The organism is Pedococcus sp. P2_D7 (assembly GCF_056404295.1).
Genome location: NZ_JBFUEH010000002.1, coordinates 448,465 through 470,419, shown reverse-complemented (window position 1 = coordinate 470,419; position 21,955 = coordinate 448,465). Strand labels below are relative to the sequence as shown.

Here is a 21,955-nt window from a genome sequence, read left to right as displayed (position 1 = left end):
TTCAGCAAGTACCAGCTCGAGGGTGACAACTCGATGTACGCCGACGCCAGCGGCCTCGTCGTCCCGGTCGTCACCCGGGGTGGGCTCGAGGTCGGCGACACCGGCCAGTCGGAGGGCGCCAGCCGGATCTCGGGCGTGAGCATCCAGCACACCCCGGCGACGCGGTTGTGGTTCGGCAAGGTCAGCAACGAGGCCGGCTACCGTTCGGCACCGCACCACCACGGCGAGGCTGAGACCGGCGGCTACGTCCTCTCGGGTCGGGCCCGCATCTACTTCGGCGAGCGGTTCGAGGACTACCTCGACCTGACCGAGGGCGACTGGGTCTTCGTGCCGCCGTTCATGCCGCACGTCGAGTGCAACCTCGACCGCAACAACCCGCTCACCTGGATGACGACCCGCACGCCGGAGAACATCGTCGTCAACCTCCCCCAAGTCTCTGACGACGAGCTGCGCCACTGGGCGGACCGCCCGTGACGAGCACCCCGGGCGAGACGCAGGCGCCGACCTCGGAGATCGTCACCAGAGCGCTGGAGCTCAACACCGTTGCGGCGCAGCACTTCGACGTCGCGTTCACCGCGACGACGCAACCCTGTCCGTGGCCCAAGGCCTATGGCGGCGACATGGTCGCGCAGGCCGCCGCGGCAGCGATGCTCACGGTCACCGACGGCAAGACCATGCACTCGATGCACAGCTACTTCATGCGCCCCGTCGACATCGGCGCGCCGGTCACCTACGAGGTCGAGGTGCTGCGCGACGGCCGCAGCTACGCCACCCGCCAGGTTCGCGCCTTCCAGAACGGCAAGGCCGCGTACACCTGTCTCGCCAGCTTCGCCGCCGGCGAGCCCGGGGGACGGTATGCCGCGTCGGCGCCTGCCGACGTCGCCGCACCGGACGCGCTGCCCAGCTCCGCGGCATACCTGCTCGACCGGGAGCCGGGCGGCAACTCGACGATGACAGCGGAGTCGAAGGAGTACTGGTCCGGCGGGCGCAGCTTCGACATGCGGCACCTGCCCGGCCCGGTCTACCTCGAGGTCGACGGCGGCCGCACGCCTCAGCAGGCCTTGTGGGTCAAGCCATTTGACGCGCTACGGCCGGTCGAGGGGCTCACCGACGCCCAGCGCGACCTCGCCGTCCTGGCGTACGTCTGCGACTACACGATCCTCGAGCCGGTGCTGCGCGTCCTCGACCTGCCCTGGGCCCAGCCCGGGCTCGTCACCGCGAGCCTCGACCACGCCATGTGGTTCCACCGCGAGCCGGCACCCGGGGCCCTCGACGGCTGGTTGCTCTACGCACAGGAGGCCGTGGCCGCCGACTCCGGTCGCGGTGTCGGCCTCGGCCGCTTCTTCACCCCCGACGGCGAGCACCTCGCGACCGTCGTCCAGGAAGGCATGATCCGCGCCACCACCGGAGGTCAGTGATGTCGAGCTCGCCCGCCGCGCTCTCCCCGAGCGGCTACACCGACACGTTCGCGCGTGACCACCTGCCACCGGCAGGGGACTGGCCGACGCTGGAGTTCACGACCCCCGAGCTGCAGTACCCACCGCGGCTCAACGCGGCGGTCGAGCTGCTCGATGCGACCATCGCGCGGCACGGTGCCGACCGGCCCGCCCTGCGCACCCCGGACGGCACGGTCTGGACCTACGGCGACCTGCTGCTCCGGGTCAACCAGATTGCCGCCGTCCTGACCGAGGACCTCGGCCTCGTCCCGGGCAACCGCGTGCTGCTCCGCTCGCCCAACAACCCGTGGACCGTGGCCGCCTGGCTCGGCATCCTGAAGGCCGGCGGTGTCGTCGTCACCACCATGTCGGCCCTGCGCGCCCGCGAGCTCGGCCCCATCGTCGTGAAGACGAAACCGTCGATCGCCCTCGTCGACCTCCGCTCGGTCGTCGACGCCATCGAGGTCCGCGACACCGTGGCGCCCGACCTCGTCGTCGTGCCGTACGGCGACGGAGGGCCGAACGACCTGCTGGCCGCTCGCTGCGCCACGAAGTCCGGCGACGCTGCCACACTCAACTACGCCGCCGTCGACACCGCCGCCGACGACGTCGCCCTGTTCGGTCCAACTTCGGGCAGCACCGGCGTCCCCAAGATCACGACGCACTTCCACCGCGACATCCTGTCGATCGACAACACCTTCGGCCGCCACACGCTGCGGCTCACCGAGGACGACGTCGTGGCCTGCACCGCTCCGTTCGCCTTCACGTTCGGGCTGGGCATGCTCGTGGTCTTCACCCTCCGCGCCGGCGCCTGCGCGCTGGTGACCGAGCAGGCCACGCCGGCCCAGCTCGCCGAGGTCGTGGAGGAGCACGGGGTGACGGTCCTCGCGACGGCCCCGACGGCCTACAAGCAGATCATCAAGGCCGGCCACCTCCCCAGGCTCAAGGGACTCCGTATCGCCGTCAGCGCCGGCGAGCACATCCCGCAGGAGGTGTGGGAGACCATCCGCTCCGAGCTCGGGCTGGCCATCGTCGACGGCATCGGCGCCACCGAGATGCTGCACATCTTCATCTCGGCCGCGGGCGAGGACATCCGGCCGGGGAGCACCGGCAAACCTGTCCCCGGCTACCGCGCCGCGATCCTCGGCCCCGACGACCAGCCGGTGGCCCCCGGCACGGAAGGCCGGCTCGCGGTGATCGGGCCGGTCGGGTGCCGCTACCTCGACGACGACCGGCAGCACGCCTACGTCGTCGACGGCTGGAACGTCACCGGCGACACCTTCGTGCAGGACGAGGACGGCTACTTCTTCTACCGGGCCCGCACCGACAGCATGATCGTGTCGTCCGGCTACAACATCGGGGCCCCGGAGGTGGAGGCCGCCATCGACGGCCACCCCGACGTGGTCGAGGCCGGCGTCGTGGGTGAGCCCGATCCCGAGCGCGGTTCCATCGTCAGCGCGTTCGTCGTGCTGCGGGAGGGCGTGGTCGGCGACGACGCCAAGGCCCGCGAGATCCAGGACCACGTGAAGGCGACGCTGGCGCCCTACAAGTACCCCCGGCGGGTCCGCTTCGTCGACCAGCTGCCACGCAACACCAGCGGCAAGCTCCAGCACTTCAAGCTCCGCGACCTGACCCAGCCCCACCCCGCAGAGGAGTCGACCCCATGAGGATCGCGATCGTGGGCGGAGGCCCCGGCGGCCTCTACCTCGCCGCCCTGATGAAGCAGCTCGACGCGAGCCACGAGGTGACCGTCTGGGAGCGCAACGCCCCGGACGACACGTTCGGCTTCGGGGTGGTCTTCTCCGACGAGACCCTCGGCGGTATCGAGAGCGCCGACACCACCATCTACCGGGCGATGGAGAGCCAGTTCGCCCGCTGGACCGACATCGACGTGGCGATCGACGGCCGGTCGTCGACGATCGGTGGCCAGGGCTTCGCGGCGATGAGTCGCAAGGAGCTGCTGCGCATCCTGCAGGCTCGGGTCGCCGAGCTCGGGGTGCAGGTCCACTACCGGACGGTGGCGCCCGGCGCTGACGAGCTGCGCGCGTCGCACGACCTCGTGGTCGCCGCCGACGGCCTCAACTCCCAGGTGCGGGGGCAGTACGCCGACGCGTTCGGGCCGAGCCTCGACCCGCGCCACAACAAGTACATCTGGTTCGGCACCGACCTGGTCTTCGAGGCCTTTCAGTTCATCGTGCGCAACACGGAGTTCGGGACCATGCAGATCCACGGCTACCCCTACTCCGACAAGGGATCCACCTTCATCGTGGAGATGCACGAGGACGTCTGGCGGCGGGCCGGTTTCGACCGCACCGAGGACGAGGTGTTCCCTCCCGGGGTGTCGGACGAGTATGCCGTCGAGCGGGTCGCGGAGATCTTCGCGGACGACCTCGGTGGACACCGGATCCTCACCAACAACTCCAAGTGGCTGAGCTTCACGACGGTGCGCAATGCCAGCTGGCACCACGACAACGTCGTCCTCATCGGCGACGCCGCCCACACCGCGCACTTCTCCATCGGGTCGGGCACCAAGCTGGCGATGGAGGACGCGCTGGCCCTGGCCGCCTGCCTGCACGAGCACCAGTCCGTGCCGAAAGCCCTTGCTGCATATCAGGAAGAGCGCAAGCCGGTCGTCGAGTCGACCCAGCGCGCGGCCCAGGCCAGCCTCGAGTGGTTCGAGAACATCGGCATGTACGCCGACCAGGACCCCGACGAGTTCGTCTTCAACCTGCTCACCCGCTCACGCCGGATCACCTTCGAGAACCTCAAGGATCGCGACACCGAGTTCGCCGCCCGCATCCAGGGCGCGTTCGCGCGCGGTGCCGGTGCGGCCGGTGCGACCGGCGCGGAAGGCGCGAGCGCGAGCGCCGCAGCCGTCGAGCCCGACGAGCTGGCCCCGGCGATGTTCCAGCCGGTGCGGATCGGTTCCCTGGAGCTGAAGAACCGCGTCGTCCTCTCCCCGATGGACATGTACTCCGCCGTCGACGGGCTGCCGGGTGAGTTCCACCTCGTGCACCTGGGGTCCAAGGCCCTCGGCGGGGCCGGCCTGGTGATGTCGGAGATGACCTGCGTGTCACCCGAGGGCCGGATCACCCTCGGGTGCCCGGGGCTGTGGACCGACGAGCAGCGCGACGCCTGGGCGCGGGTCGTGACGTTCGTGCACGAGCGCAGCACCGCGAGGATCGGGCTCCAGCTGGGGCACTCCGGCAGGAAGGGCTCGACCAAGCTGATGTGGGAGGGCATGGACGAGCCGCTGCCCGAAGGCAACTGGGAGGTCGTCGGACCGTCGGCCCTCCCCTACGGCGAGGACTGCCACCTGCCCCGGGTGATGACCCGCGCCGACATGGACCAGGTCGTCGCCGACTTCCGTGCCGCGGCCCTACGTGGCGTCGAGGCGGGGTTCGACCTCGTCGAGGTGCACGCCGCGCACGGCTACCTGCTGTCCTCCTTCCTGTCGCCGATCTCCAACGTCCGCACTGATGAGTACGGCGGCTCCCTGGAGAACCGGCTCCGCTTCCCCCTCGAGGTGTTCGACGCCGTGACTGACACGGTCCCCGACCACGTGCCCGTCACCGTGCGCATCTCGGCGACCGACTGGATGCCGGACGGCAACACCGAGCACGACGGTGTCGAGATCGCGCGGGCCTTCATCGCCCATGGCGCCGCGGCCATCGACGTCTCGACCGGACAGGTCACCAAGGAGGAGAAGCCGGCCTTCGGGCGGTCCTACCAGACCCCGTTCGCCGACCGGATCCGTCACGAGGTCGCCCGCCCCGCCGGGGTGGCGGTCATCGCGGTCGGCGCGATCTCCTCGCACGACGACGTCAACTCGATCCTGCTCGCAGGGCGCGCCGACCTGTGCGCCCTCGGCCGGACCCACCTCTACGACCCGATGTGGACCCTGCACGCCGCCGCCGAGCAGGACTACTCCGGACCGGCGGCGCAATGGCCGGACCCCTGGAAGGCCGGCCGGCGCCGACCCCCCACGTCGCGCACCGACAAGATCCCGCCGCGGCTGGCACTGCTGCGCGAGGGCACCGAGGACGAGGTGCACCTGCGCTGGCGTCCCGGCGCGGCCGAGGCCGCGGCGCCGACCCCCGCCCCCGTGTCCGCGTGACCCCGTCACGCGGGGCCGACGGGACCGACGGGAACGACGGGAACGACCGGGGCGCACCCACCCTCCTCGCGACCCAGACGCTGCGGTCGCGGATCGAGTGGGTGGACACCGACGCCGCCGGGATCTACCACAACAGCACCGTGATCCGGCTGGTCGAGGCCGCCGAGGCCGCGCTCGCCCGGGCACACGGCATGGACGGCTACTTCCCCGTCGCCCCGCGCGTCCGCTACGAGGCCGACTTCGAGGCGCCGCTCTACTTCGGCCAGGAGGTGACGACGACGGTCTCCGTGGTCGAGCTCGGCACCTCGTCGATGACCTTCGGGTTCGAGGTCTGGGGCGAGGAGTTCGAGCAGGCCCCGCGGGTCCGGGCCGCGCGCGGTCGCTACGTCACCGTGCACCTCGACCGCAGCGGTCCGGGTCGGGCCACCAGCGCGCCGTGGCCCGCCGAGTGGGTCGAGCGCCTCACCGCCGGCTGACACAGCGCTAGCCGAGACCGCTGACCGGGCGCACCCCGACGGCATCCCGGTCCCGGCCTAGGCTTCCGCCATGGCTGCCCCACGCGTGTCCGTCATCATCGCCAGCACCCGTCCGCACCGGATCGGCCACCGGGTGGCGCAGTGGGTGCTCGACGCGGTGCCTGCCGACCTCGAGGTCAGGGTCCACGACCTGCGCGAGCGCGGACTGCCCTTCCTCGACGAGCCCGGCCAGCCCGCGGACGGCCACTACGCCCACGAGCACACCCGCCAGTGGTCCGCGGCGATGCTGGCGACCGACGCGCTGGTGCTGGTCATGCCCGAGTACAACCGCGGCTACAACGCGGCCCTCAAGAACGCCATCGACTACCTCTACGCCGAGTGGGAGGGACTGCCCGTCGGGTGCGTCGGCTACGGCTGGCACGGCGCGAGCTACGCCAAGTCGGCGCTGCGCCAGACCCTCGAGCGGGTCAAGATGACGGTGGTCGACGGTCCCGGGCTGGCCTTCAACAAGACCCTCACCCTCGACGGCGTGGTGAGTGCGAGCCAGGCCGACGACCAGGCCCTCGCCGCGATGTTGGAGGAGCTCCGCGCCAAGGCGCGCACCACAGCCCCCACTGTCGCCCACGACTAGGATGGACCGCAGGTGAGCCGGGAAGTCTGGTCGGCGGCGTCCGCGGACGTCTGTGCCCGCTGCCGACCCCCGAGGAACCCATGAGCCTCAACCCCTTGCGGCCCCGCCTCTTCGCCCGCACCACGTGGCAGGAGGCGCAGCCCGTCGCCGGGGCACTGCGCACCGAGACGGTCGGGGGCGCCTTGCTGCTCGTGGCGGCCGTCGCCGCCCTGGCCTGGGCGAACTCACCGTGGCACGCGGCATACGCGGGCTTGCGCGACACCACGCTCGGCCCCCTTGCGCTGCACCTCGACCTGACCCTCGGGCAGTGGGCGGCCGACGGCCTGCTGGCCCTCTTCTTCTTCGTTGCCGGTCTCGAGCTCAAGCGCGAGTTCCTGGTCGGCGAGCTGCGCACCCCGGCCAAGGCCGCTCTTCCCGTGGCCGCCGCCCTGTGCGGCGTCGCCCTCCCTGCCCTCGGGTATGCCGTGACGGTCACCTTCCTGGGCGCGGAGGGTGATGCGTTGCGCGGGTGGGCGATCCCGACGGCGACCGACATCGCCTTCGCGCTGGCCGTGCTGGCGGTGATCGGCACCCACCTGCCGTCGGCGCTGCGCAGCTTCCTGTTGACGCTGGCGGTCGTCGACGACCTGGTCGCGATCACGATCATCGCGGTCTTCTACACGCAGAGCCTCGACCTCCCCCTGTTCGTGCTCGCGCTGGTGCCGCTCGCGCTGTTCGCGGCGCTGGTGCAGCGGCGGGTGGCGCACTGGTGGCTGCTGCTGCCCCTCGCCGCCGTCACGTGGGGGCTGGTGCACGCGTCGGGCATCCACGCCACGGTGGCCGGCGTGCTGTTGGGGCTGGTCGTGCCGGTGAAGCCGCGGCCACGGGCGTCCCGGGTGTCACGGGTGCCCGCCGTGAGCCCACTGGCCGCCGACGTCGATGTGGCGCAACGGTTCGAGCACCGGCTGCGACCGCTGTCAGCCGGGGTGGCGGTGCCGGTGTTCGCGTTCTTCGCGGCGGGGGTGCGAGTGGTGGGCGGCGGGTTCGGCGACAGCGTGGCCGACGAGGCCGCGCTCGCGGTGGTCCTGGCCCTGGTGCTCGGCAAGCTGGTCGGGGTGTTCGGCGGCACCTGGGTCTTCGCGCGGTTCACCCGGGCCGAGCTCGACGAGGACCTCGCGTGGTGGGACGTCGTGGGCCTGTCGTTGCTGGCCGGCATCGGGTTCACGGTCTCGCTCCTCGTGGGGGAGCTCGCCTTCGGCGCCGGCAGCCCGCGCGACGAGCACGTCAAGCTGGCCGTCCTGGTCGGCTCGCTTGCCTCCGCGGTCCTGGCCACCGTGGTGCTGCGCGCCCGCAACCGGGTCTATCGGAGGCTCTGGGAGCTGGAGTCGCGCGACGACGACGGCAACGGCATCCCCGATTGCTTCGAGACGTCCGTCGCGGCACCGGGTGCGGCACCGGCTGCCCTGCCTGGTGCAGCGCTCTCCGCGGCCCCCGACGCAGCATCCGACGAGGTCACGGGTGTGGACGACCAACGACGCCGTTAGGGTTGGGAAGCCGGCAGACCGGACACGAGGAAGCGAAGGTGAGGCGCATGGCTCCCAACCAGCTGAACAGCGACGGCACCGAACGGACCATCGGACAGCTCGTGGCCGATGCCACCCACGACGTCTCGACCATCGTCCGTAGCGAGATCGCCCTGGCCAAGGCCGAGATCGCCGCCGACGCCAAGCGGGCCGGGGCAGGAGCCGGGATGTTCGCGGCGGCCGCCTTCGTCGCCTTGCTCGGGCTGATCTTCCTGTTCCACACCATCGTCGCCGTGATCGACATCTGGCTCCCCGAGTGGGCGGGCTACCTGATCACCACCGGGCTGCTGTTCCTCGTCGCCGCGATCCTTGCTCTCGTCGGACGGAACAGCATGAAGAAGATCAAGGGCAAGCCGGAGCGCACCATCAAGAACGCGCAGGACACCGTCACCGCCGTCAAGTCAGCGTCCTGACCCGGACCGGGCCCTCACCAGGACCCGTGCCCTCACCCGGCCAGCGCGACCCGGGACCCATCCACCGACACCCAGCCGAACGGCATACCCAGCCATGAGTCTCGACGCCTCGATGGCCCTCATCGAGGGCCCGTGGGAGCACCGCTTCGTCGCCGCCAACGGCGCGCGCTTCCACGTCGCCGAGCAGGGTGAGGGCCCGATCGTCTTGCTCCTGCACGGTTTCCCGCAGTTCTGGTGGGCCTGGCGGCACCAGATGGCAGCCCTGGCTGAGGCGGGCTACCGCGCGTGCGCGATGGACCTGCGCGGGTACGGCGCGTCCGACAAGCCGCCGCGCGGGTACGACACCCGCACCTCGGCGACCGACGTCGCGTCCGTGCTGCGTTCGCTCGGGGGATCGCGCGCGGCGGTCGTCGGCCACGGCTGGGGTGGCTGGATCGCGTGGAGCATGCCGACGCTGCAGCCCACCGTGACCCGGGCCATCGCCTCGCTGTCGATGCCCCACCCGCTGGTGTTCCGGAAGGCGTCGTTCGCGAACCCGCGTCAGCTCAAGGCCAACGCCTACCTCGGCGGGCTGCAGCGACCGTTCGTCCCGGAGCGGCAGATGACCGTGCACGGCGGGTACGTCCAGCGGCTGCTGCGGGAGTGGGCCTCACCCGAGGGGATCTGGCCCTCGCCCGAGGAGGCCCGGATCTACTCCGACGCCATGGCGCTGCCGTTCGTGGCGCACTCGGCGGCGGAGTACTACCGCTGGGTGGTGCGCAGCCAGGTGCGGCCCGACGGCTGGAAGTTCGCCGCCCGGATGAAGACGCCGATCAGCCTGCCGGTGCTGCAGCTGCACGGTGAGCACGACGGGGCGGTCCTGGCCGACACGGCCGGAGGCTCGGCGGCCTACGTGACCGGCCGCTTCGACCGACACCTCGTGCCGAACGCGGGCCACTTCCTGCCCGAGGAGGCGCCCGACGTGGTCAACCAGCACCTGCTCGACTGGCTCGCCAGCCTCCGCTGACCTTCCGCCGGCCCTCCCCTCCCGCGACCTCTGGCCACTGATACCTCATCAGCAGCAGGTTTCCGCCCCCGCGTGCCACACCGCTGGCCAGAAGTCGGACGGGAGAGGGGTATGCCGCGTGGGTCAGCCGGCGACGCAGGCGCCGGTGTCGACCGGGGTCGAGGCGCTGGACGCGGCGTCGAGGACGGGCTTGGCCTCGTCCATCGTGAGCGCGTACCCGGTGCTGGGGTCGTCGAGCGACTTGGCGAAGACGACCCCGACCACGCGGCCGTCGGTCGACAGCAGCGGGCCACCGGAGTTGCCGGGACGCACCTGCGCGTAGAGCGAGTAGACCTCGCGACTGGTGCCGGGCTGCCCGTAGATGTCCGAGCCCCGGGCGTTGACGACCTCACGGACCCGGGCGGCGTCGAGCCGGTAGGGACCGTCGAGCGGGAAGCCCGCGACGACCCCGCTGTCGCCCCGGGCCAGGTCGGGCCCCTGGCTCAGCGGGTCGGCAGGCAGACCGGGCACCGCGAGGACAGCCAGGTCGCGCTTGGCGTCGAAGATGACCACGCGGCCGACGTAGGACCGTCCGGTGCCGTGGATGCGCAGGGTGGCGGTGTCCATGCCGGCGACGACGTGGGCGTTGGTCACCACGCGCTCGCGGGCGACGACCCAGCCACTGCCTTCCTGTCCACGGTTGCAGGCATCGGCGACCCCGGTGATCTTGATGACCGAGGCCGCGGCCTGCCGCACCCCGGCGGTCTGGGCGACGGAGGGGTCCGGAGGAGCGACCGGCGCGATCCGCTCGCTCTCGAGACCGTCGAACACGCGCGGGAAGCCCTCGCGGTCGAGCACCTCGCGGAACGACGCGAAGAGCCGCGACGTGCCCGGGGGCACCACCCTGTCGATGGCGCGCAGCACGCGCGACTCACCGATGGCCTTGGCGATCGGGGCCGGCGCGCCGCCACGCAGGGCGCCGGCCATGAACCAGACGAGCACGGCCGCCGACAGGACGACGGCGACGGCCCCCAGGCTGGCGTCGAACCACTGGGCCGGCTTGATCTTCAGCTTGGACCGCAACGACCCACCGATCGCCACGGCGATCGCCTGCCCGCTGGACGCCAGGATGAAGACCCCGGCGATCAGCACGACCGAACGCAGCAGGGGAGAGGACTCCAGCTCGGTCCAGTGCTCGATCCCCAACGGGATCAGCCACATCGCGAGCGCACCCCCGGTGAGGAACCCGGCGAGCGACAACACGCTGACCACCAGACCCTGCCGGAACCCGGTGAAGGCGTAGCTGATGAACAGCAGGATCAGCAGGTAGTCGAGGACGGTCAGTCCGAGGAACATCAGGCTCGGCCTTCCGTCGCGGTCCGGGTCAGCGCGTCCTGCGAACCCCCTGGCCGGTAGCGGGCAGGAAGCGGACGCTCGAGGCTACGGTCCCACGGAACGGTCAAACCACCGAAATCGAGCACAGCGGACAGCAGTCCCGCCGTGAACCCCCACACGAACAGCCCGTCGAACTCGAACCCCGGCCCGCGGTAGCCGCTCGGGTGGGACACCGTGAACCGGGCGGCCGGGTCGAGCAGGTCGGCCAGCGGTGCCCGGACGGCCCGATGCACCTCGGTCGGATCGACCGTGTCGAGCGGGCTCGGCTCGCGCCACCACCCGAGCACCGGCGTGACGACGAACTGGCGCGGGCTCAGGTAGATGTCGGGCAGCTCGGCCACGACGTCGATGGTGTCGGGGTCGATCCCGACCTCCTCCTGCGTCTCGCGCAGGGCAGCGGCAGCGTCGGAGGCGTCGGACGGCTCGCGCTTGCCGCCGGGGAAGGAGATGTCGCCCGGCTGGGTGCGCAGGGTGTGGGCGCGCTCGGTGAGCACCACGTCCTCGCCCCCACCCTCGGACGGGCCGAACAGGATCATCACGCTGGAGCGCCGACCGCCCTCCGGGGGTGGGGCGAACGTCTCGAAGTAGCCCCGGTCGGCCGCGGCGATCGCGTCGCGGGCGCGGTCGACCCAGGCGGGACGAGCGACGGTCACGGCGCGGCGGTCCCGGTCACGTCGGTCCCCGACGCCGCGGCATACGGGTTGGTCGCCCCGGGGGCGAGCTCGAACTTGAGCAGCTTCTCGGCCTTGACCGGGTCGGTCTCGCCCACGCCGTAGGAGGGGCACAACCGGGCGACGGGGCACGCGCCGCAGGCGGGCTTCTTGGCGTGGCAGGTGCGACGGCCGTGGAAGATCAGGACGTGCGACAGCATCGTCCACTCCTTGCGCGGGATCAGCGCCCCGACGGCGTGCTCGACCTTGACCGGGTCGTCCTCGGCGGTCCAGCCGAACCGGCGGACCAGCCGGCCGAAGTGGGTGTCGACGGTGATGCCGGGGATGTCGAAGGCGTTGCCGAGCACGACGTTCGCGGTCTTGCGGCCGACGCCGGGGAGGGTCACGAGGTCCTTCATCCGCGGCGGCACCTCACCGTGGAAACGCTCGACCAGGTCGGCGCCGAGCTTCATGACCGAGTTGGTCTTGGCCCGGAAGAAGCCGGTCGGCTTCAGCAGCGTCTCCAGCTCCTCGCGGTCGGCTCCGGCGAGGGCCGCGGCGTCGGGGTAGCGCGCGAACAGCTGCGGCGTCACCTTGTTGACCATCACGTCGGTGGTCTGGGCGGACAGCACGGTCGCCACCAGGAGCTGCAACGGGGTGTCGAAGTCGAGCTCGCAGTGGGCGTAGGGGTAGTGCTCGTGGAGCATCCGGTACATCCGCCGGGCACGTCGGGTCAGGGCGACGGGGGACTCGTCGCCGGCAGCGCGCGCGGGAGCTCCAGACACCAGCACAGACTACGGGGCGGGGCAGACATCCGACGTGGCACACTGTCGCCCGTGGATCACGACGTGGTGAAGAAGGCCCCGCTGTTCGCAGCGCTGGACGACGAGGCGTCGACGACGCTGATGGCCTCGATGACGCAGACCCGCCTCGAGCGCGGCGACGTGCTGTTCACGGAGGGTGACCAGGGCGACCGGCTCTACGTCATCCGCGAGGGCAAGGTGAAGCTCGGGCGCCGCAGCGCCGACGGCCGCGAGAACCTCGTCGCCATCCTCGGCCCCGGTGAGATGTTCGGCGAGCTGAGCCTCTTCGACCCCGGCCCGCGCACCATGACGGCGACCGCCGTGGCCGAGACCCAGCTGCTCGGCATCGGCAACGACGACCTCAACGGCCTGCTCGAGGGCCGTCCCAGCGTCGCCAAGGTCCTGCTCGCCGCGCTGGCCAAGCGCCTGCGGCGCACCAACGAGAACCTCGCCGACCTCGTCTTCACCGACGTCCCCGGCCGGGTCGCGAAGGCGCTGCTCGACCTGTCCGCCCGGTTCGGCCGGCCCGTCGAGGAGGGCATCCTCGTCGCCCACGACCTCACCCAGGAGGAGCTCGCCCAGCTGGTGGGCGCCTCCCGCGAGACGGTCAACAAGGCGCTCGCCGACTTCGCCAGCCGTGGCTGGCTGCGACTCGAGGCGCGCGCGGTGCTGCTCCTCGACGTCGAGCGACTCAAGCGCCGCGCCCGCTGACCTTCCTGAGGTAGTCCAGCTGGGCCGCCACGCTCTGGGCCGCCGCCGGCCAGACCTCGCGGGGCACGTCGGCATACACCCTCTCGACCACGGCCTGCACCGGGTCGGGTGACGTGGCCGCTCCGTCCGCGAGTGCCTGCCGCACCTGCTCGAGCCGTTCGGCGCGGTGGGTGCGGTAGAACGCGACCATCGCCGACGCGTCCGGCACGACGGGCCCGTGCCCGGGCAGGATCGCGGTCACCTCCCCGTCGCCGGTGAGCTGGGCGATCCGCTCCAACGACGCGAGGTATGCCGCGAGCTCACCGTCGGGGTGCGCGACCACCGTGGTGCCGCGGCCCAGGACCGTGTCGCCGGTGAGGAGGGCGTGGTCGGCGGCGAGCGCGAACGACAGGGAGTCAGCGGTGTGGCCGGGGGTGGCGACCACCCGCAGGTCGAGGCCACCGGTCGTCACGACGTCGCCGTCGGCCAGGTCGTCGTGGCCGCGACCGACGGCCCGGGTCGGGGCGCCGGTCAGCTCGGCGAACCGGCTCGCGCCCTCGGCGTGGTCGGCGTGGCCGTGGGTCAGGATGGTCTGCGCGACGCGGGCGCCCCGAGCGGTGACCGCGTCGACGACGGCGCGGAGGTGGCCTTCGTGGAGGGGGCCGGGGTCGATGACGACCGCGTCGGTCGAGCCGGGCTCGAGCAGCACCCAGGTGTTCGTGCCGTCGAGGGTCATCGGGCTCGGGTTGGGGCACAGGACGCAGCGGGCCCGCTCGGTGACCGGTCCGCCGTGCCAGTCGCCGAACGCCGCCGAGGGTTCAGGCGCCTGCGCGGGAGTCATCCCCACCCACCCCTCGAGGAACCTTTGCTAGCACACGTTCCTCGTTCGCGGACAGGTTGCAAGCTGTCCGTCAGCGAGTTTCCTTTGCTAGCAAAGGTTGCTTCAGTCATCGCGGGAGGTCTGCCCGCATCACCAGGCCGTCGCCGGTGTCGACCAGCTCGGGCTGCACCGGCGCGATGACCGGCGACTCGGCGATGAACGCCGCCGCCGACGTCGCCGCGGCCACCTCCTCGACCGCCACGATGGTGGGCGGCAGCATCAGCGCCCGTCCATCGCGCCAGGCCTCCAGCAGGTCGGCCGGTCGCACCCAGTCGGCCACGTCGGCCTCGGTGGTGTCGTCGTCGGCCCGCTGCCCCTGCGGCACGGCGGCGCTGAAGAACCGGGTGTCGTAGCGACGCGACTCGAACTCGGGGGTGATCCAGTGGGCGCGGTAGCCGAGCAGGTCGGACCGCAGCACCAGCCCGTGCTCCTGCAACACCTCGCACAGCGACGCCTCGCGGTCGAGGAGGCGGCGCCGTTGCTCGTGCCAGTGCTCGCCGCTGACGTCAGAGATCACCTCGTCGGGTGACGGTCCGGCGAGCAGCACGCCGGACTCCTCGAACACCTCACGCACGGCCGCAGCGACCAGCACGCGGGCGGTCGGCTCGTCGACCTCGAGCCGGTCGGCCCACTCCGCCGGGCTCGGGCCGGCCCACGGCAGCGCCGCATCGGCGTCGCGCGGGTCGACCCCGCCGCCGGGGAAGACCATCATCCGCGGCGCGAACTCCATCGTCGCGACCCGTCGCAGCATGAAGACCTCGACGCCCGCGCCACCGTCACGGACGAACATCACCGTGGCGGCGCGCTTGGGCGTCACCGGTCCCGACGGGTCGGGCGCACTCAGCCAGGAGTCCGCCCGGGCCCGCAGCGACGGGGAGTCGGCGATCGGGAACTCGCGCCTGACCACCGGGACCACCCCGGGGCTACTCGTCGGCGAGGGCGACGACGATCTCGACCTCGACGGGGGCGTCCAGCGGCAGCACGGCGACCCCGACAGCCGACCGGGCGTGGATGCCGGCGTCGCCGAAGGCCTTGCCCATCAGCTCGCTGGCGCCGTTGATGACGCCGGGCTGACCGGTGAAGGCCGGGTCGGACGCGACGAACCCGACGAGCTTGACCACCTGGGTCACCTTGTCGAGGTCGCCGACGATGCTCTTGACCGCGGCGATCGCGTTGAGCGCGCAGATCTCCGCGAGCTTCTTCGCGTCCTCCGGCGGCACGAGCCCGTGGCCCTCGCCGACCTTGCCGGTCTGCACGATCGCCCCGGACACCATGGGCAGCTGGCCCGACGTGTAGATCCGGCGCCCGTCCTGGATGGCCGGGACGTAGGCGGCCACCGGCTTGGCGACCTCGGGCACGGTCAGGCCGAGCTCGGCCAGACGGTCCTCAACTGCGCTCATCAGGCTTTCTCCCGCTTCAGGTAGGCGACCAGACCGTTGCCGTCAGGACCGGTGAGGACCTGGACGAGCTCCCAGCCGTCCTCGCCCCACTGGTCGAGGATCTGCTTGGTCGCGTGGACGATGAGTGGCACCGTCGCGTACTCCCACTTGTTCATGAGAGGCAGGGTGTCAGGGGCTCGAGGTTCATGCCCTGCAGCCTAGCCACCACTGGCAGGATGGCCGCATGGCCCGTGACCCGATCCAGGTGCTCGACGAGCGGGCCGGCCCGCCGACCCGCACGACGACCTACGGCGACGACCCCGCCCAGGTCTACGACGTGCGTCTGCCCGAGCGCGTCACGCGAGGCCTCACGGTCGTCGTGGTCCACGGCGGTTTCTGGCGGCCGGAGTACGACCGCGCCCACGCCGGCCGCCAGGCGCAGGCCTTCGCCGACGCCGGCTACCCGACGGCCGTCCTCGAGTACCGCCGCCCCGGCATGCCCGGTGGTGGGTGGCCGGGCACCCCTGACGACGTCGCGCACGGCATCACCGCGGTCCGCCGCGACCCCGATCTCGACCACCCCTGGGTCCTGGTCGGTCACTCCGCCGGCGGCCAGCTGGTGACCTGGGCCGCGGCGCAGTCGTGGGCGCACGGCATACGCGGCGTCGTGAGCCTCGCCGGGGTCGTCGACCTCGGCCACGGCGTGGCGAACGGCGTGGGCGGCGACGCGATCACGACGTTCCTCGGCGGCCGGCCGGCCGACGTCCCGGACGCGTATGCCGCGGCCGACCCCGCGGGGCTCCCACCCGCCATACCCACGCTGTTGCTGCATGCGCGCGACGACGACGTGGTGCCGTTCGAGCTGAGCGAGCGGTATGCCGCGGCCCACCACGCGCCGAACGTGCGCCTCACGCCCGTGGAGGGCGGCCACTACGGGCTCATCGACCCCGAGCACCCGGCGTTCGCCCGGGTCCTCGAGGCCGTCGACCTGCTGGCCTCCTAGGCTGAGGTCATGCCCGAGGCCCCCGACCTGTCGAAGGTCCGCCTGCACGTCGTGACCGGCAAGGGTGGCACGGGCAAGACGACGGTGGCCGCGGCCCTGGCCCTCGCCCTGACCCGACAGGGCAAGCGGGTGTTGCTCGCGGAGGTCGAGGACCGGCAGGGGATCTCGCAGACGTTCGACGTGCCACCGCTGGGTCACACCGAGACCCGGATCCTGCAGGACCGCAGCGGCGGCCAGCTGTGGGCGATCTCGGTCGATGCCAAGGACTCCCTGCGCGAGTACCTCCAGAAGTTCTACAAGGTCGGCAAGGCGATGACCGTGCTCGATCGCTTCGGCGCGGTCGACTTCGCGACGACGATCGCGCCCGGCGTGCGCGACGTGCTGCTGATCGGCAAGATCTACGAGGCGGCTGGACGACGGTCCGGCAAGGGCCCGGCCGCCCCGACCTACGACGCCGTGGTGCTCGACGCCCCACCCACCGGCCGGGTCGTGCGGTTCCTCAACGTCAACGCCGAGGTCGCCGACGTCGCCAAGGTGGGCCCGATCCGCTCGCAGGCCGACTCGATCACGCGGATGCTGCGCAGCCACACCACTGCGGTGCACGTGGTGACCCTGCTCGAGGAGATGCCCGTCCAGGAGACCGTCGACGCGCTGGCCGAGCTGCGCCGCACCGACCTCCCCCTCGGCGCGATCGTCGTGAACCAGCTGCGCGACCCCCTGCTGACCGACAAGGCGCTGTCGGCGGTGCGGCGCTCCCGCACCGCGAGGCTGACCAACGGCGTCGCGGCCGACCTCACCACCGTCGGGGTCAAGGTCACCGACGGCATGGTCGCCGGGCTGCTGGCCGACGCCGGCCACCACGCCGACCGGATCGCCCTCGAGCGCGAGCAGGACGCCATCCTCGCGCAGGAGGGTCGGCTGACCGTGCGGCTGCCACTGCTCGCCGAGGGCACCGAGGGCGGCGGCATCACGGTCCTGGCCCAGGCCGTCACCGAGCAGGGGATGGTCTGATGCCGCCCCGCACCCGCTCGTCCAGGCCCAAGGCCTCCGCGAAGTCCGATGCTCGCCCCGCCACCGCGCGGCTCGACCTCGCCGCGCTGCTCACCGACCCCGAGACGCGGATCGTCGTCTGTTGCGGTGCTGGTGGCGTGGGCAAGACGACCACCGCCGCCGCGATGGGGCTGTGGGCGGCCGAGCACGGGCGTCGGGTCGTCGTCCTCACCATCGACCCGGCCCGTCGGCTGGCCCAGTCGCTGGGGCTCACCGAGCTCGACAACACCCCGCGACCGGTGGCGGGGGTGGGCGGCTCGGGTGACTCGGGCGGCCCCGGCGACCCGGGCGGCACCGGCGACCCGGGCGGCACCGGGGACCCGGGGGGCTCGCTCGACGCCATGATGCTCGACATGAAGCGCACCTTCGACGAGGTGGTCGAGCAGCACGCCACCCCCGAGAAGGCCGCCCAGATCCTCGCGAACCCGTTCTACCAAGCGGTCTCGAGCTCCTTCGCGGGCACGCAGGAGTACATGGCGATGGAGAAGCTCGGCCAGCTCCGCGCCGAGGCCGGGCGGGCCGGCCGCTGGGACCTCATCGTCGTCGACACTCCCCCGTCGCGGTCCGCGCTCGACTTCCTCGACGCCCCCAAGCGGCTCGGCTCGTTCCTCGACGGGCGGTTCATCCGGCTGCTCTCCGCACCGGCCAAGGCCGGCGGTCGGGCCGGCTTCAAGGTGTTCAGCGTCGGGGTCAACGTCGTCACCAGCACCCTGTCGAGGGTGCTCGGCGGGCAGCTGCTCCAGGACGTCCAGACCTTCGTGGCCGCCCTCGACACCATGTTCGGCGGCTTCCGCGAGCGCGCCGACCAGACCTACGCGCTGCTCAAGGCCCCCGAGACCGCGTTCGTCGTGGTCGCCGCGCCCGAGCGCGACGCGCTGCGCGAGGCCTCGTTCTTCGCCGGTCGCCTCGACGAGGAGGGTATGCCGCTCGCCGGGCTCGTCGTGAACCGGATCCAGCGCGTGGCCGCACCGTCCCTGACGGCCTCCCGAGCCCTGGCCGCGGCCGACCAGCTGGCCGACGCGGAGACCCGGTCGACCACGGCCGCCACCACCGAAGGGCTGCTGCGCCTGCATGCGTCGTTGGCGGAGACGGCAGACCGGCAGGAGCGGCTGGCGGCGCGGTTCACGGCCGGACACCCCGGCATACCCGTGGTGGAGGTGCCGGCCTCGGCCCAGGACATCCACGACCTCGACGGCCTCCGCGAGGTGGCCGCCGCCCTCACCGCCACCACCCCCACCTGAACCCCACCCGCCCCACCTTTATCGGGTCTAGGGGGAAGGTTGACCTTCACCCCGGAATCGTTCCGGGGTGAAGGTCAACCTTCTCGGGTGAGGCCTCCCGGTCCCCCGGCTGGAGACCCACGACGCAGTCCCTGACCCGCGGGGGATGGGTCAGGGACTGCGTTCGGGGGGTCCGCGGGAGCCGCGGCGTTCTCAGGTGAAGGAGGTCAGGCGCTCTCGGCCTCGGCCGGGGTCTGGTTGCGGGCCTGCGCGAACAGGGCGGCCCAGGAGGTGATGTTGGGGCGACGCTTGAGCAGGGCCCGACGCTCGCGCTCGGTCATCCCACCCCACACGCCGAACTCGGTGCGGTTGTCGAGGGCGTCGGCCAGGCACTCGGCGATGACGGGGCACCGCTGGCAGACGACCTTGGCGGTCTGCTGGGCCGCGCCCTGGACGAAGAGGGCATCAGGGTCTGACTTGGAGCAGGAACCCAACGGGGCCCAGTCATCCATCCACACGGTCCCCGCAGGCCCGCTGTTCGGCCGCTCCGGTGCGATAGTCATTCTCAGTGCCTCCAGATACTCCTGCTTCAGACGCTTCACCGTGCGTCTTATGTCCGTATCGACGTGTGGAAACGATAGGAACTGAAGGCACTCCGACGACATGGCCCATTCGTGTAGTTCTGGCATGACCAAAGGGACTAGTCATTCCGAGCCATCTCGTCTCGCTCCAACGGGCGGTGCGAAAACTAGGCCGTAACCGGGCGCAAACACCCCATTCCGCATCCGTAGTCGCGGGAAACGGGCTGCTCAAGGTTCGGCAGTTACCCTGTCGGCATGCAAGGACGCGCCACCAACCTGGGAAATGTCGTCAGCCTGCTCGGAGCCTTCGTCGCCACGGCGATGGTCATGGGCCTGCTGACGGCCGGTCTGCTGATTCCCGCAGTGGGCGCCACCGGCAGCGCAGCGACCTCCGGCGTGAAGATGTTCGACGACCTGCCGGGTGAGTTCACGGCCACCCAGCTGTCGCAGCAGTCGACGATCAAGGACGCGCGGGGCGGGATCCTGGCGACTCCGCAGCAGGAGAACCGCATCATCGTCAACCTCAAGCAGGTCGCGCCGATCATGCAGAAGGCGCAGATCGCGATCGAGGACAGCCGGTTCTACGAGCACGGCGGTGTCGACCCCCGCGGCATCCTGCGCGCGGTGGCGTCGAACGCCCAGGGCGGCGACGTCCAGGGCGCGTCCACGCTGACCCAGCAGTACGTCAAGCTGACGCTGCAGGAGAACGCACTGCGCAACAACGACGAGGAGGCCGCGCAGGCGGCCGTGCGCAAGAGCGCTGCCCGCAAGATTCAGGAGATCAAGTACGCGGTCACCCTCGAGAAGGAGATGACCAAGGACCAGATCCTGCAGGGCTACCTCAACCTCGCCTACTACGGCGACCTCGCGTACGGCGTCGAGGCGGCCGCGCAGCACTACTTCAGCGTCAGCGCGTCGAAGCTGAACATCCCGCAGGCGGCCCTGCTCGCCGGCCTCGTGCAGAACCCGGGCCGGACCGACCCGCGCAACTACCCCGAGAAGGCCCAGGCCCGTCGCGACGTGGTCCTCGACCGGATGTACGCCCTCGGGATCATCTCGGCCAAGCAGCTCAAGGCGTCGAAGGCCATCCCGGTCAAGAAGATGCTCAAGCTGAAGAACCCGCTGAGCAACTGCGCCGCGTCGTCCGAGCCGTACTTCTGCAACTACGTCATGGAGTACCTCAAGGACATGGACAACCATGCTCTCGACGTGCTCGGCAAGACCCGCCCGGAGCGGATCAAGAACATCACCGGCGGCGGCCTGACCATCCAGACGACGCTCGACCCGCAGGTGCAGGAGCAGTCGCTCAAGGACCTGACCAAGCGGGTGCCGTTCGCCAACACCGCGATGGGGAAGGACCCGAAGGACAAGACCAAGGCGGGCTACTCCAGGATGGTCGGCAGCGCCGGCACGATCATCGAGCCCAGCACCGGCCGCGTGCTCGCCATGGTGCAGAACACCAAGTACCCGACGACGAAGGCCCAGCAGAACGCCTACGGCTACACCGAGGTGAACTGGAACGTCGACGAGAAGTACAACGGCACGGCGGGCTTCCAGTTCGGCTCGACGGCCAAGATGTTCGCGATCGTGCGCGCGCTGGAGACCGGCACCCCCGTGAACGGCACGGTGCCGTCGAAGTTCGCCAGCACCACGAAGGGCGCGGTCTACACCCCGCAGGAGATCGGCTCCTGCGCCCCGGGCGGGCCCTACACGATCCACAACGACTACGCGATCGGCGGGAAGCCGCTGCCGCTGAAGAAGGCGACTGCCGACTCCATCAACACCGCCTTCGCGTCGCTGACCTTCAAGCTGGGCACCAGGAACGTGCTCAACACGATGACGAAGATGCACCTGCACACCGGCTCGGGGACCAACCTCCCGTGCTACGCCAGCACCGTCCTCGGCACCGGTGACGTCACCCCGATGACGCTGGCCAGCTCCTACGCGATCCTCGCCAACAACGGCAAGTACTGCCCCCCGAACCCGATCCTGTCGATCACCACCGCCGACCGGAAGCCGCTCAAGATCGGTGCCACCACCTGCAAGCAGGTCATCGACCCCGACGTCGCCAAGGGCGCGACCGAGCTGCTCACGGGCGTCATCAAGGACGGCACCGGCAGCCGGGCCAAGCTCGGCTCCCGCCCGGCAGCGGGCAAGACGGGCACCACCGACAAGCACGTCGAGTCCTGGTTCGTCGGCTACACCGCGCAGCGGGCCGCGGCTGTGTGGGTCGGCACGCCGTACTCCCAGCGTGGGATGAACGGCATCCAGCTCGGCGGCAGCTACTACAGGGGCGTCTTCGGTGGTGACATCGCCGCACCGATCTGGAAGAACCTGATCGAGAACGCGTCGAACGGCCTGCCCGAGCGGCAGTTCGACGACCCGAGCAACAAGATCGTCAACGGCGACCGCATCTCGGTGCCCTTTGTCGGCGGCATGTCCGTCGCAGAGGCCACCGCCAGGCTCAAGGAGGCCGGCTTCCTCGTGCAGGTCGCCGGACAGGCCAACAGCGGCTACCCGCAAGGCATCGTGGTCTACACCAACCCGAGCGGCTCGGCGCTGCGTGGGTCGACGATCGGCCTCTACACCTCGAGCGGCTTCAACCCGCCGCCCAAGCCCGATCCGACCAAGACGCCTGACCCCAAGCCGACCAAGACCAAGCCACCGCCCGGTCATGGGTGACA

22 protein-coding genes are annotated in these 21,955 nt (G+C 71.2%); 14 read left to right on the top strand and 8 right to left on the bottom strand.

All coding sequences use genetic code 11. From position 1 onward, the window contains the following. Positions 1-33: 33 nt before the first annotated feature. From AC1DWJ_RS05775 to AC1DWJ_RS05735, 9 genes are all read left to right on the top strand, one after another. The gene (locus tag AC1DWJ_RS05775) at positions 34-474 is read left to right on the top strand and encodes a cupin domain-containing protein (RefSeq protein WP_457256420.1); all 441 of its coding nucleotides are present in this window, start codon (positions 34-36) and stop codon (positions 472-474) included. Next, the gene (locus AC1DWJ_RS05770; protein ID WP_457256234.1) at positions 471-1,418 is read left to right on the top strand and encodes an acyl-CoA thioesterase; all 948 of its coding nucleotides are present in this window, start codon (positions 471-473) and stop codon (positions 1,416-1,418) included. Before AC1DWJ_RS05775 ends, AC1DWJ_RS05770 begins: the two co-directional genes overlap by 4 nt. Continuing rightward, the gene (locus AC1DWJ_RS05765) at positions 1,418-3,103 is read left to right on the top strand and encodes an AMP-binding protein (RefSeq protein WP_477620235.1); all 1,686 of its coding nucleotides are present in this window, start codon (positions 1,418-1,420) and stop codon (positions 3,101-3,103) included. The genes AC1DWJ_RS05770 and AC1DWJ_RS05765 overlap by 1 nt, the downstream gene beginning before the upstream one ends. Further along, entirely contained in the window at positions 3,100-5,553 is a 2,454-nt protein-coding gene (locus tag AC1DWJ_RS05760) for a bifunctional salicylyl-CoA 5-hydroxylase/oxidoreductase (protein ID WP_477620234.1), read from the top strand. The genes AC1DWJ_RS05765 and AC1DWJ_RS05760 overlap by 4 nt, the downstream gene beginning before the upstream one ends. After that, positions 5,550-6,029, top strand: a complete 480-nt coding sequence (locus AC1DWJ_RS05755; protein WP_477620233.1) for an acyl-CoA thioesterase — start codon at positions 5,550-5,552, stop codon at positions 6,027-6,029. The genes AC1DWJ_RS05760 and AC1DWJ_RS05755 overlap by 4 nt, the downstream gene beginning before the upstream one ends. 70 nt (positions 6,030-6,099) lie before the next feature. Next, positions 6,100-6,660 carry an NADPH-dependent FMN reductase gene (locus AC1DWJ_RS05750; protein ID WP_477620232.1) on the top strand — a complete coding sequence of 187 codons (561 nt, stop codon included), beginning with the start codon at positions 6,100-6,102 and terminating at the stop codon, positions 6,658-6,660. Between the two features lie 80 nt (positions 6,661-6,740). Next, entirely contained in the window at positions 6,741-8,183 is a 1,443-nt protein-coding gene (nhaA, locus tag AC1DWJ_RS05745) for a Na+/H+ antiporter NhaA (protein ID WP_477620231.1), read from the top strand. A 47-nt stretch (positions 8,184-8,230) separates the two neighbouring features. After that, on the top strand, positions 8,231-8,635 hold the full coding sequence (locus tag AC1DWJ_RS05740) for a phage holin family protein (RefSeq protein WP_457256226.1): 405 nt from the start codon (positions 8,231-8,233) through the stop codon (positions 8,633-8,635). A 94-nt stretch (positions 8,636-8,729) separates the two neighbouring features. Further along, positions 8,730-9,641 carry an alpha/beta fold hydrolase gene (locus AC1DWJ_RS05735; RefSeq protein WP_477620230.1) on the top strand — a complete coding sequence of 304 codons (912 nt, stop codon included), beginning with the start codon at positions 8,730-8,732 and terminating at the stop codon, positions 9,639-9,641. A gap of 123 nt (positions 9,642-9,764) precedes the next feature. Here the strand turns inward: AC1DWJ_RS05735 and AC1DWJ_RS05730 are convergent, their stop codons facing one another. The 3 genes from AC1DWJ_RS05730 to nth are packed head-to-tail and all read right to left on the bottom strand — an operon-like array spanning position 9,765 to position 12,381. Continuing rightward, positions 9,765-10,976: a MarP family serine protease gene (locus AC1DWJ_RS05730; protein ID WP_457256223.1), complete on the bottom strand. Its 1,212-nt coding sequence runs from the start codon at positions 10,974-10,976 to the stop codon at positions 9,765-9,767. After that, positions 10,976-11,668 carry an NUDIX hydrolase gene (locus AC1DWJ_RS05725; RefSeq protein WP_457256221.1) on the bottom strand — a complete coding sequence of 231 codons (693 nt, stop codon included), beginning with the start codon at positions 11,666-11,668 and terminating at the stop codon, positions 10,976-10,978. The genes AC1DWJ_RS05730 and AC1DWJ_RS05725 overlap by 1 nt, the downstream gene beginning before the upstream one ends. Further along, a complete protein-coding gene (gene nth, locus AC1DWJ_RS05720) occupies positions 11,665-12,381 on the bottom strand; it encodes an endonuclease III (RefSeq protein ID WP_457256418.1) in 717 nt (238 codons plus the stop codon). The genes AC1DWJ_RS05725 and nth overlap by 4 nt, the downstream gene beginning before the upstream one ends. Before the next feature lie 120 nt (positions 12,382-12,501). Between nth and AC1DWJ_RS05715 the strand changes: the two genes are divergently transcribed. After that, on the top strand, positions 12,502-13,179 hold the full coding sequence (locus AC1DWJ_RS05715; RefSeq protein ID WP_457256220.1) for a Crp/Fnr family transcriptional regulator: 678 nt from the start codon (positions 12,502-12,504) through the stop codon (positions 13,177-13,179). On the opposite strand, the gene AC1DWJ_RS05710 is transcribed toward AC1DWJ_RS05715, so the two are convergent. The 4 genes from AC1DWJ_RS05710 to AC1DWJ_RS05695 form a co-directional block, all read right to left on the bottom strand. After that, the gene (locus AC1DWJ_RS05710) at positions 13,160-13,999 is read right to left on the bottom strand and encodes an MBL fold metallo-hydrolase (RefSeq protein ID WP_477620229.1); all 840 of its coding nucleotides are present in this window, start codon (positions 13,997-13,999) and stop codon (positions 13,160-13,162) included. The genes AC1DWJ_RS05715 and AC1DWJ_RS05710 overlap by 20 nt on opposite strands. A 106-nt stretch (positions 14,000-14,105) precedes the next feature. Continuing rightward, on the bottom strand, positions 14,106-14,945 hold the full coding sequence (locus tag AC1DWJ_RS05705) for an NUDIX hydrolase (RefSeq protein ID WP_457256217.1): 840 nt from the start codon (positions 14,943-14,945) through the stop codon (positions 14,106-14,108). 16 nt (positions 14,946-14,961) lie between these two features. Further along, positions 14,962-15,438 carry a RidA family protein gene (locus AC1DWJ_RS05700; RefSeq protein WP_056921635.1) on the bottom strand — a complete coding sequence of 159 codons (477 nt, stop codon included), beginning with the start codon at positions 15,436-15,438 and terminating at the stop codon, positions 14,962-14,964. Beyond that, positions 15,438-15,593, bottom strand: coding sequence for a DUF4177 domain-containing protein (locus AC1DWJ_RS05695; RefSeq protein ID WP_179421095.1), 156 nt, complete (start codon positions 15,591-15,593; stop codon positions 15,438-15,440). The genes AC1DWJ_RS05700 and AC1DWJ_RS05695 overlap by 1 nt, the downstream gene beginning before the upstream one ends. 68 nt (positions 15,594-15,661) lie before the next feature. Between AC1DWJ_RS05695 and AC1DWJ_RS05690 the strand changes: the two genes are divergently transcribed. The 3 genes from AC1DWJ_RS05690 to AC1DWJ_RS05680 are packed head-to-tail and all read left to right on the top strand — an operon-like array spanning position 15,662 to position 18,711. Then, entirely contained in the window at positions 15,662-16,420 is a 759-nt protein-coding gene (locus AC1DWJ_RS05690; protein WP_477620228.1) for an alpha/beta hydrolase family protein, read from the top strand. A gap of 9 nt (positions 16,421-16,429) precedes the next feature. Beyond that, a complete protein-coding gene (bagA, locus tag AC1DWJ_RS05685; protein WP_477620227.1) occupies positions 16,430-17,431 on the top strand; it encodes an ATPase BagA in 1,002 nt (333 codons plus the stop codon). Continuing rightward, positions 17,431-18,711 (top strand): ArsA family ATPase, encoded by a 1,281-nt coding sequence (locus tag AC1DWJ_RS05680; protein WP_457256211.1) that lies wholly within the window; start codon positions 17,431-17,433, stop codon positions 18,709-18,711. The genes bagA and AC1DWJ_RS05680 overlap by 1 nt, the downstream gene beginning before the upstream one ends. A 206-nt stretch (positions 18,712-18,917) precedes the next feature. On the opposite strand, the gene AC1DWJ_RS05675 is transcribed toward AC1DWJ_RS05680, so the two are convergent. Next, positions 18,918-19,253: a WhiB family transcriptional regulator gene (locus AC1DWJ_RS05675; protein ID WP_457256209.1), complete on the bottom strand. Its 336-nt coding sequence runs from the start codon at positions 19,251-19,253 to the stop codon at positions 18,918-18,920. A gap of 273 nt (positions 19,254-19,526) precedes the next feature. On the opposite strand from AC1DWJ_RS05675, the gene AC1DWJ_RS05670 reads away from it, so the two are divergent. Continuing rightward, the gene (locus AC1DWJ_RS05670) at positions 19,527-21,953 is read left to right on the top strand and encodes a transglycosylase domain-containing protein (RefSeq protein WP_477620226.1); all 2,427 of its coding nucleotides are present in this window, start codon (positions 19,527-19,529) and stop codon (positions 21,951-21,953) included. Positions 21,954-21,955: the final 2 nt, after the last annotated feature.

Excerpts from the sequence above, each read along its gene's own strand:
- AC1DWJ_RS05775 (WP_457256420.1), top strand. The coding sequence starts at position 34 with ATGTACGCCGACGCCAGCGGCCTCGTCGTCCCGGTCGTCACCCGGGGT.
- AC1DWJ_RS05765 (WP_477620235.1), top strand. The coding sequence starts at position 1,418 with ATGTCGAGCTCGCCCGCCGCGCTCTCCCCGAGCGGCTACACCGACACG.
- AC1DWJ_RS05760 (WP_477620234.1), top strand. The coding sequence starts at position 3,100 with ATGAGGATCGCGATCGTGGGCGGAGGCCCCGGCGGCCTCTACCTCGCC.
- AC1DWJ_RS05750 (WP_477620232.1), top strand. The coding sequence starts at position 6,100 with ATGGCTGCCCCACGCGTGTCCGTCATCATCGCCAGCACCCGTCCGCAC.
- nhaA (WP_477620231.1), top strand. The coding sequence starts at position 6,741 with ATGAGCCTCAACCCCTTGCGGCCCCGCCTCTTCGCCCGCACCACGTGG.
- AC1DWJ_RS05740 (WP_457256226.1), top strand. The coding sequence starts at position 8,231 with ATGGCTCCCAACCAGCTGAACAGCGACGGCACCGAACGGACCATCGGA.
- AC1DWJ_RS05735 (WP_477620230.1), top strand. The coding sequence starts at position 8,730 with ATGAGTCTCGACGCCTCGATGGCCCTCATCGAGGGCCCGTGGGAGCAC.
- AC1DWJ_RS05730 (WP_457256223.1), bottom strand. The coding sequence starts at position 10,976 with ATGTTCCTCGGACTGACCGTCCTCGACTACCTGCTGATCCTGCTGTTC.
- nth (WP_457256418.1), bottom strand. The coding sequence starts at position 12,381 with ATGTACCGGATGCTCCACGAGCACTACCCCTACGCCCACTGCGAGCTC.
- AC1DWJ_RS05710 (WP_477620229.1), bottom strand. The coding sequence starts at position 13,999 with ATGACTCCCGCGCAGGCGCCTGAACCCTCGGCGGCGTTCGGCGACTGG.
- AC1DWJ_RS05700 (WP_056921635.1), bottom strand. The coding sequence starts at position 15,438 with ATGAGCGCAGTTGAGGACCGTCTGGCCGAGCTCGGCCTGACCGTGCCC.
- AC1DWJ_RS05695 (WP_179421095.1), bottom strand. The coding sequence starts at position 15,593 with ATGAACAAGTGGGAGTACGCGACGGTGCCACTCATCGTCCACGCGACC.
- AC1DWJ_RS05690 (WP_477620228.1), top strand. The coding sequence starts at position 15,662 with ATGGCCCGTGACCCGATCCAGGTGCTCGACGAGCGGGCCGGCCCGCCG.
- bagA (WP_477620227.1), top strand. The coding sequence starts at position 16,430 with ATGCCCGAGGCCCCCGACCTGTCGAAGGTCCGCCTGCACGTCGTGACC.
- AC1DWJ_RS05680 (WP_457256211.1), top strand. The coding sequence starts at position 17,431 with ATGCCGCCCCGCACCCGCTCGTCCAGGCCCAAGGCCTCCGCGAAGTCC.
- AC1DWJ_RS05675 (WP_457256209.1), bottom strand. The coding sequence starts at position 19,253 with ATGACTATCGCACCGGAGCGGCCGAACAGCGGGCCTGCGGGGACCGTG.
- AC1DWJ_RS05670 (WP_477620226.1), top strand. The coding sequence starts at position 19,527 with ATGCAAGGACGCGCCACCAACCTGGGAAATGTCGTCAGCCTGCTCGGA.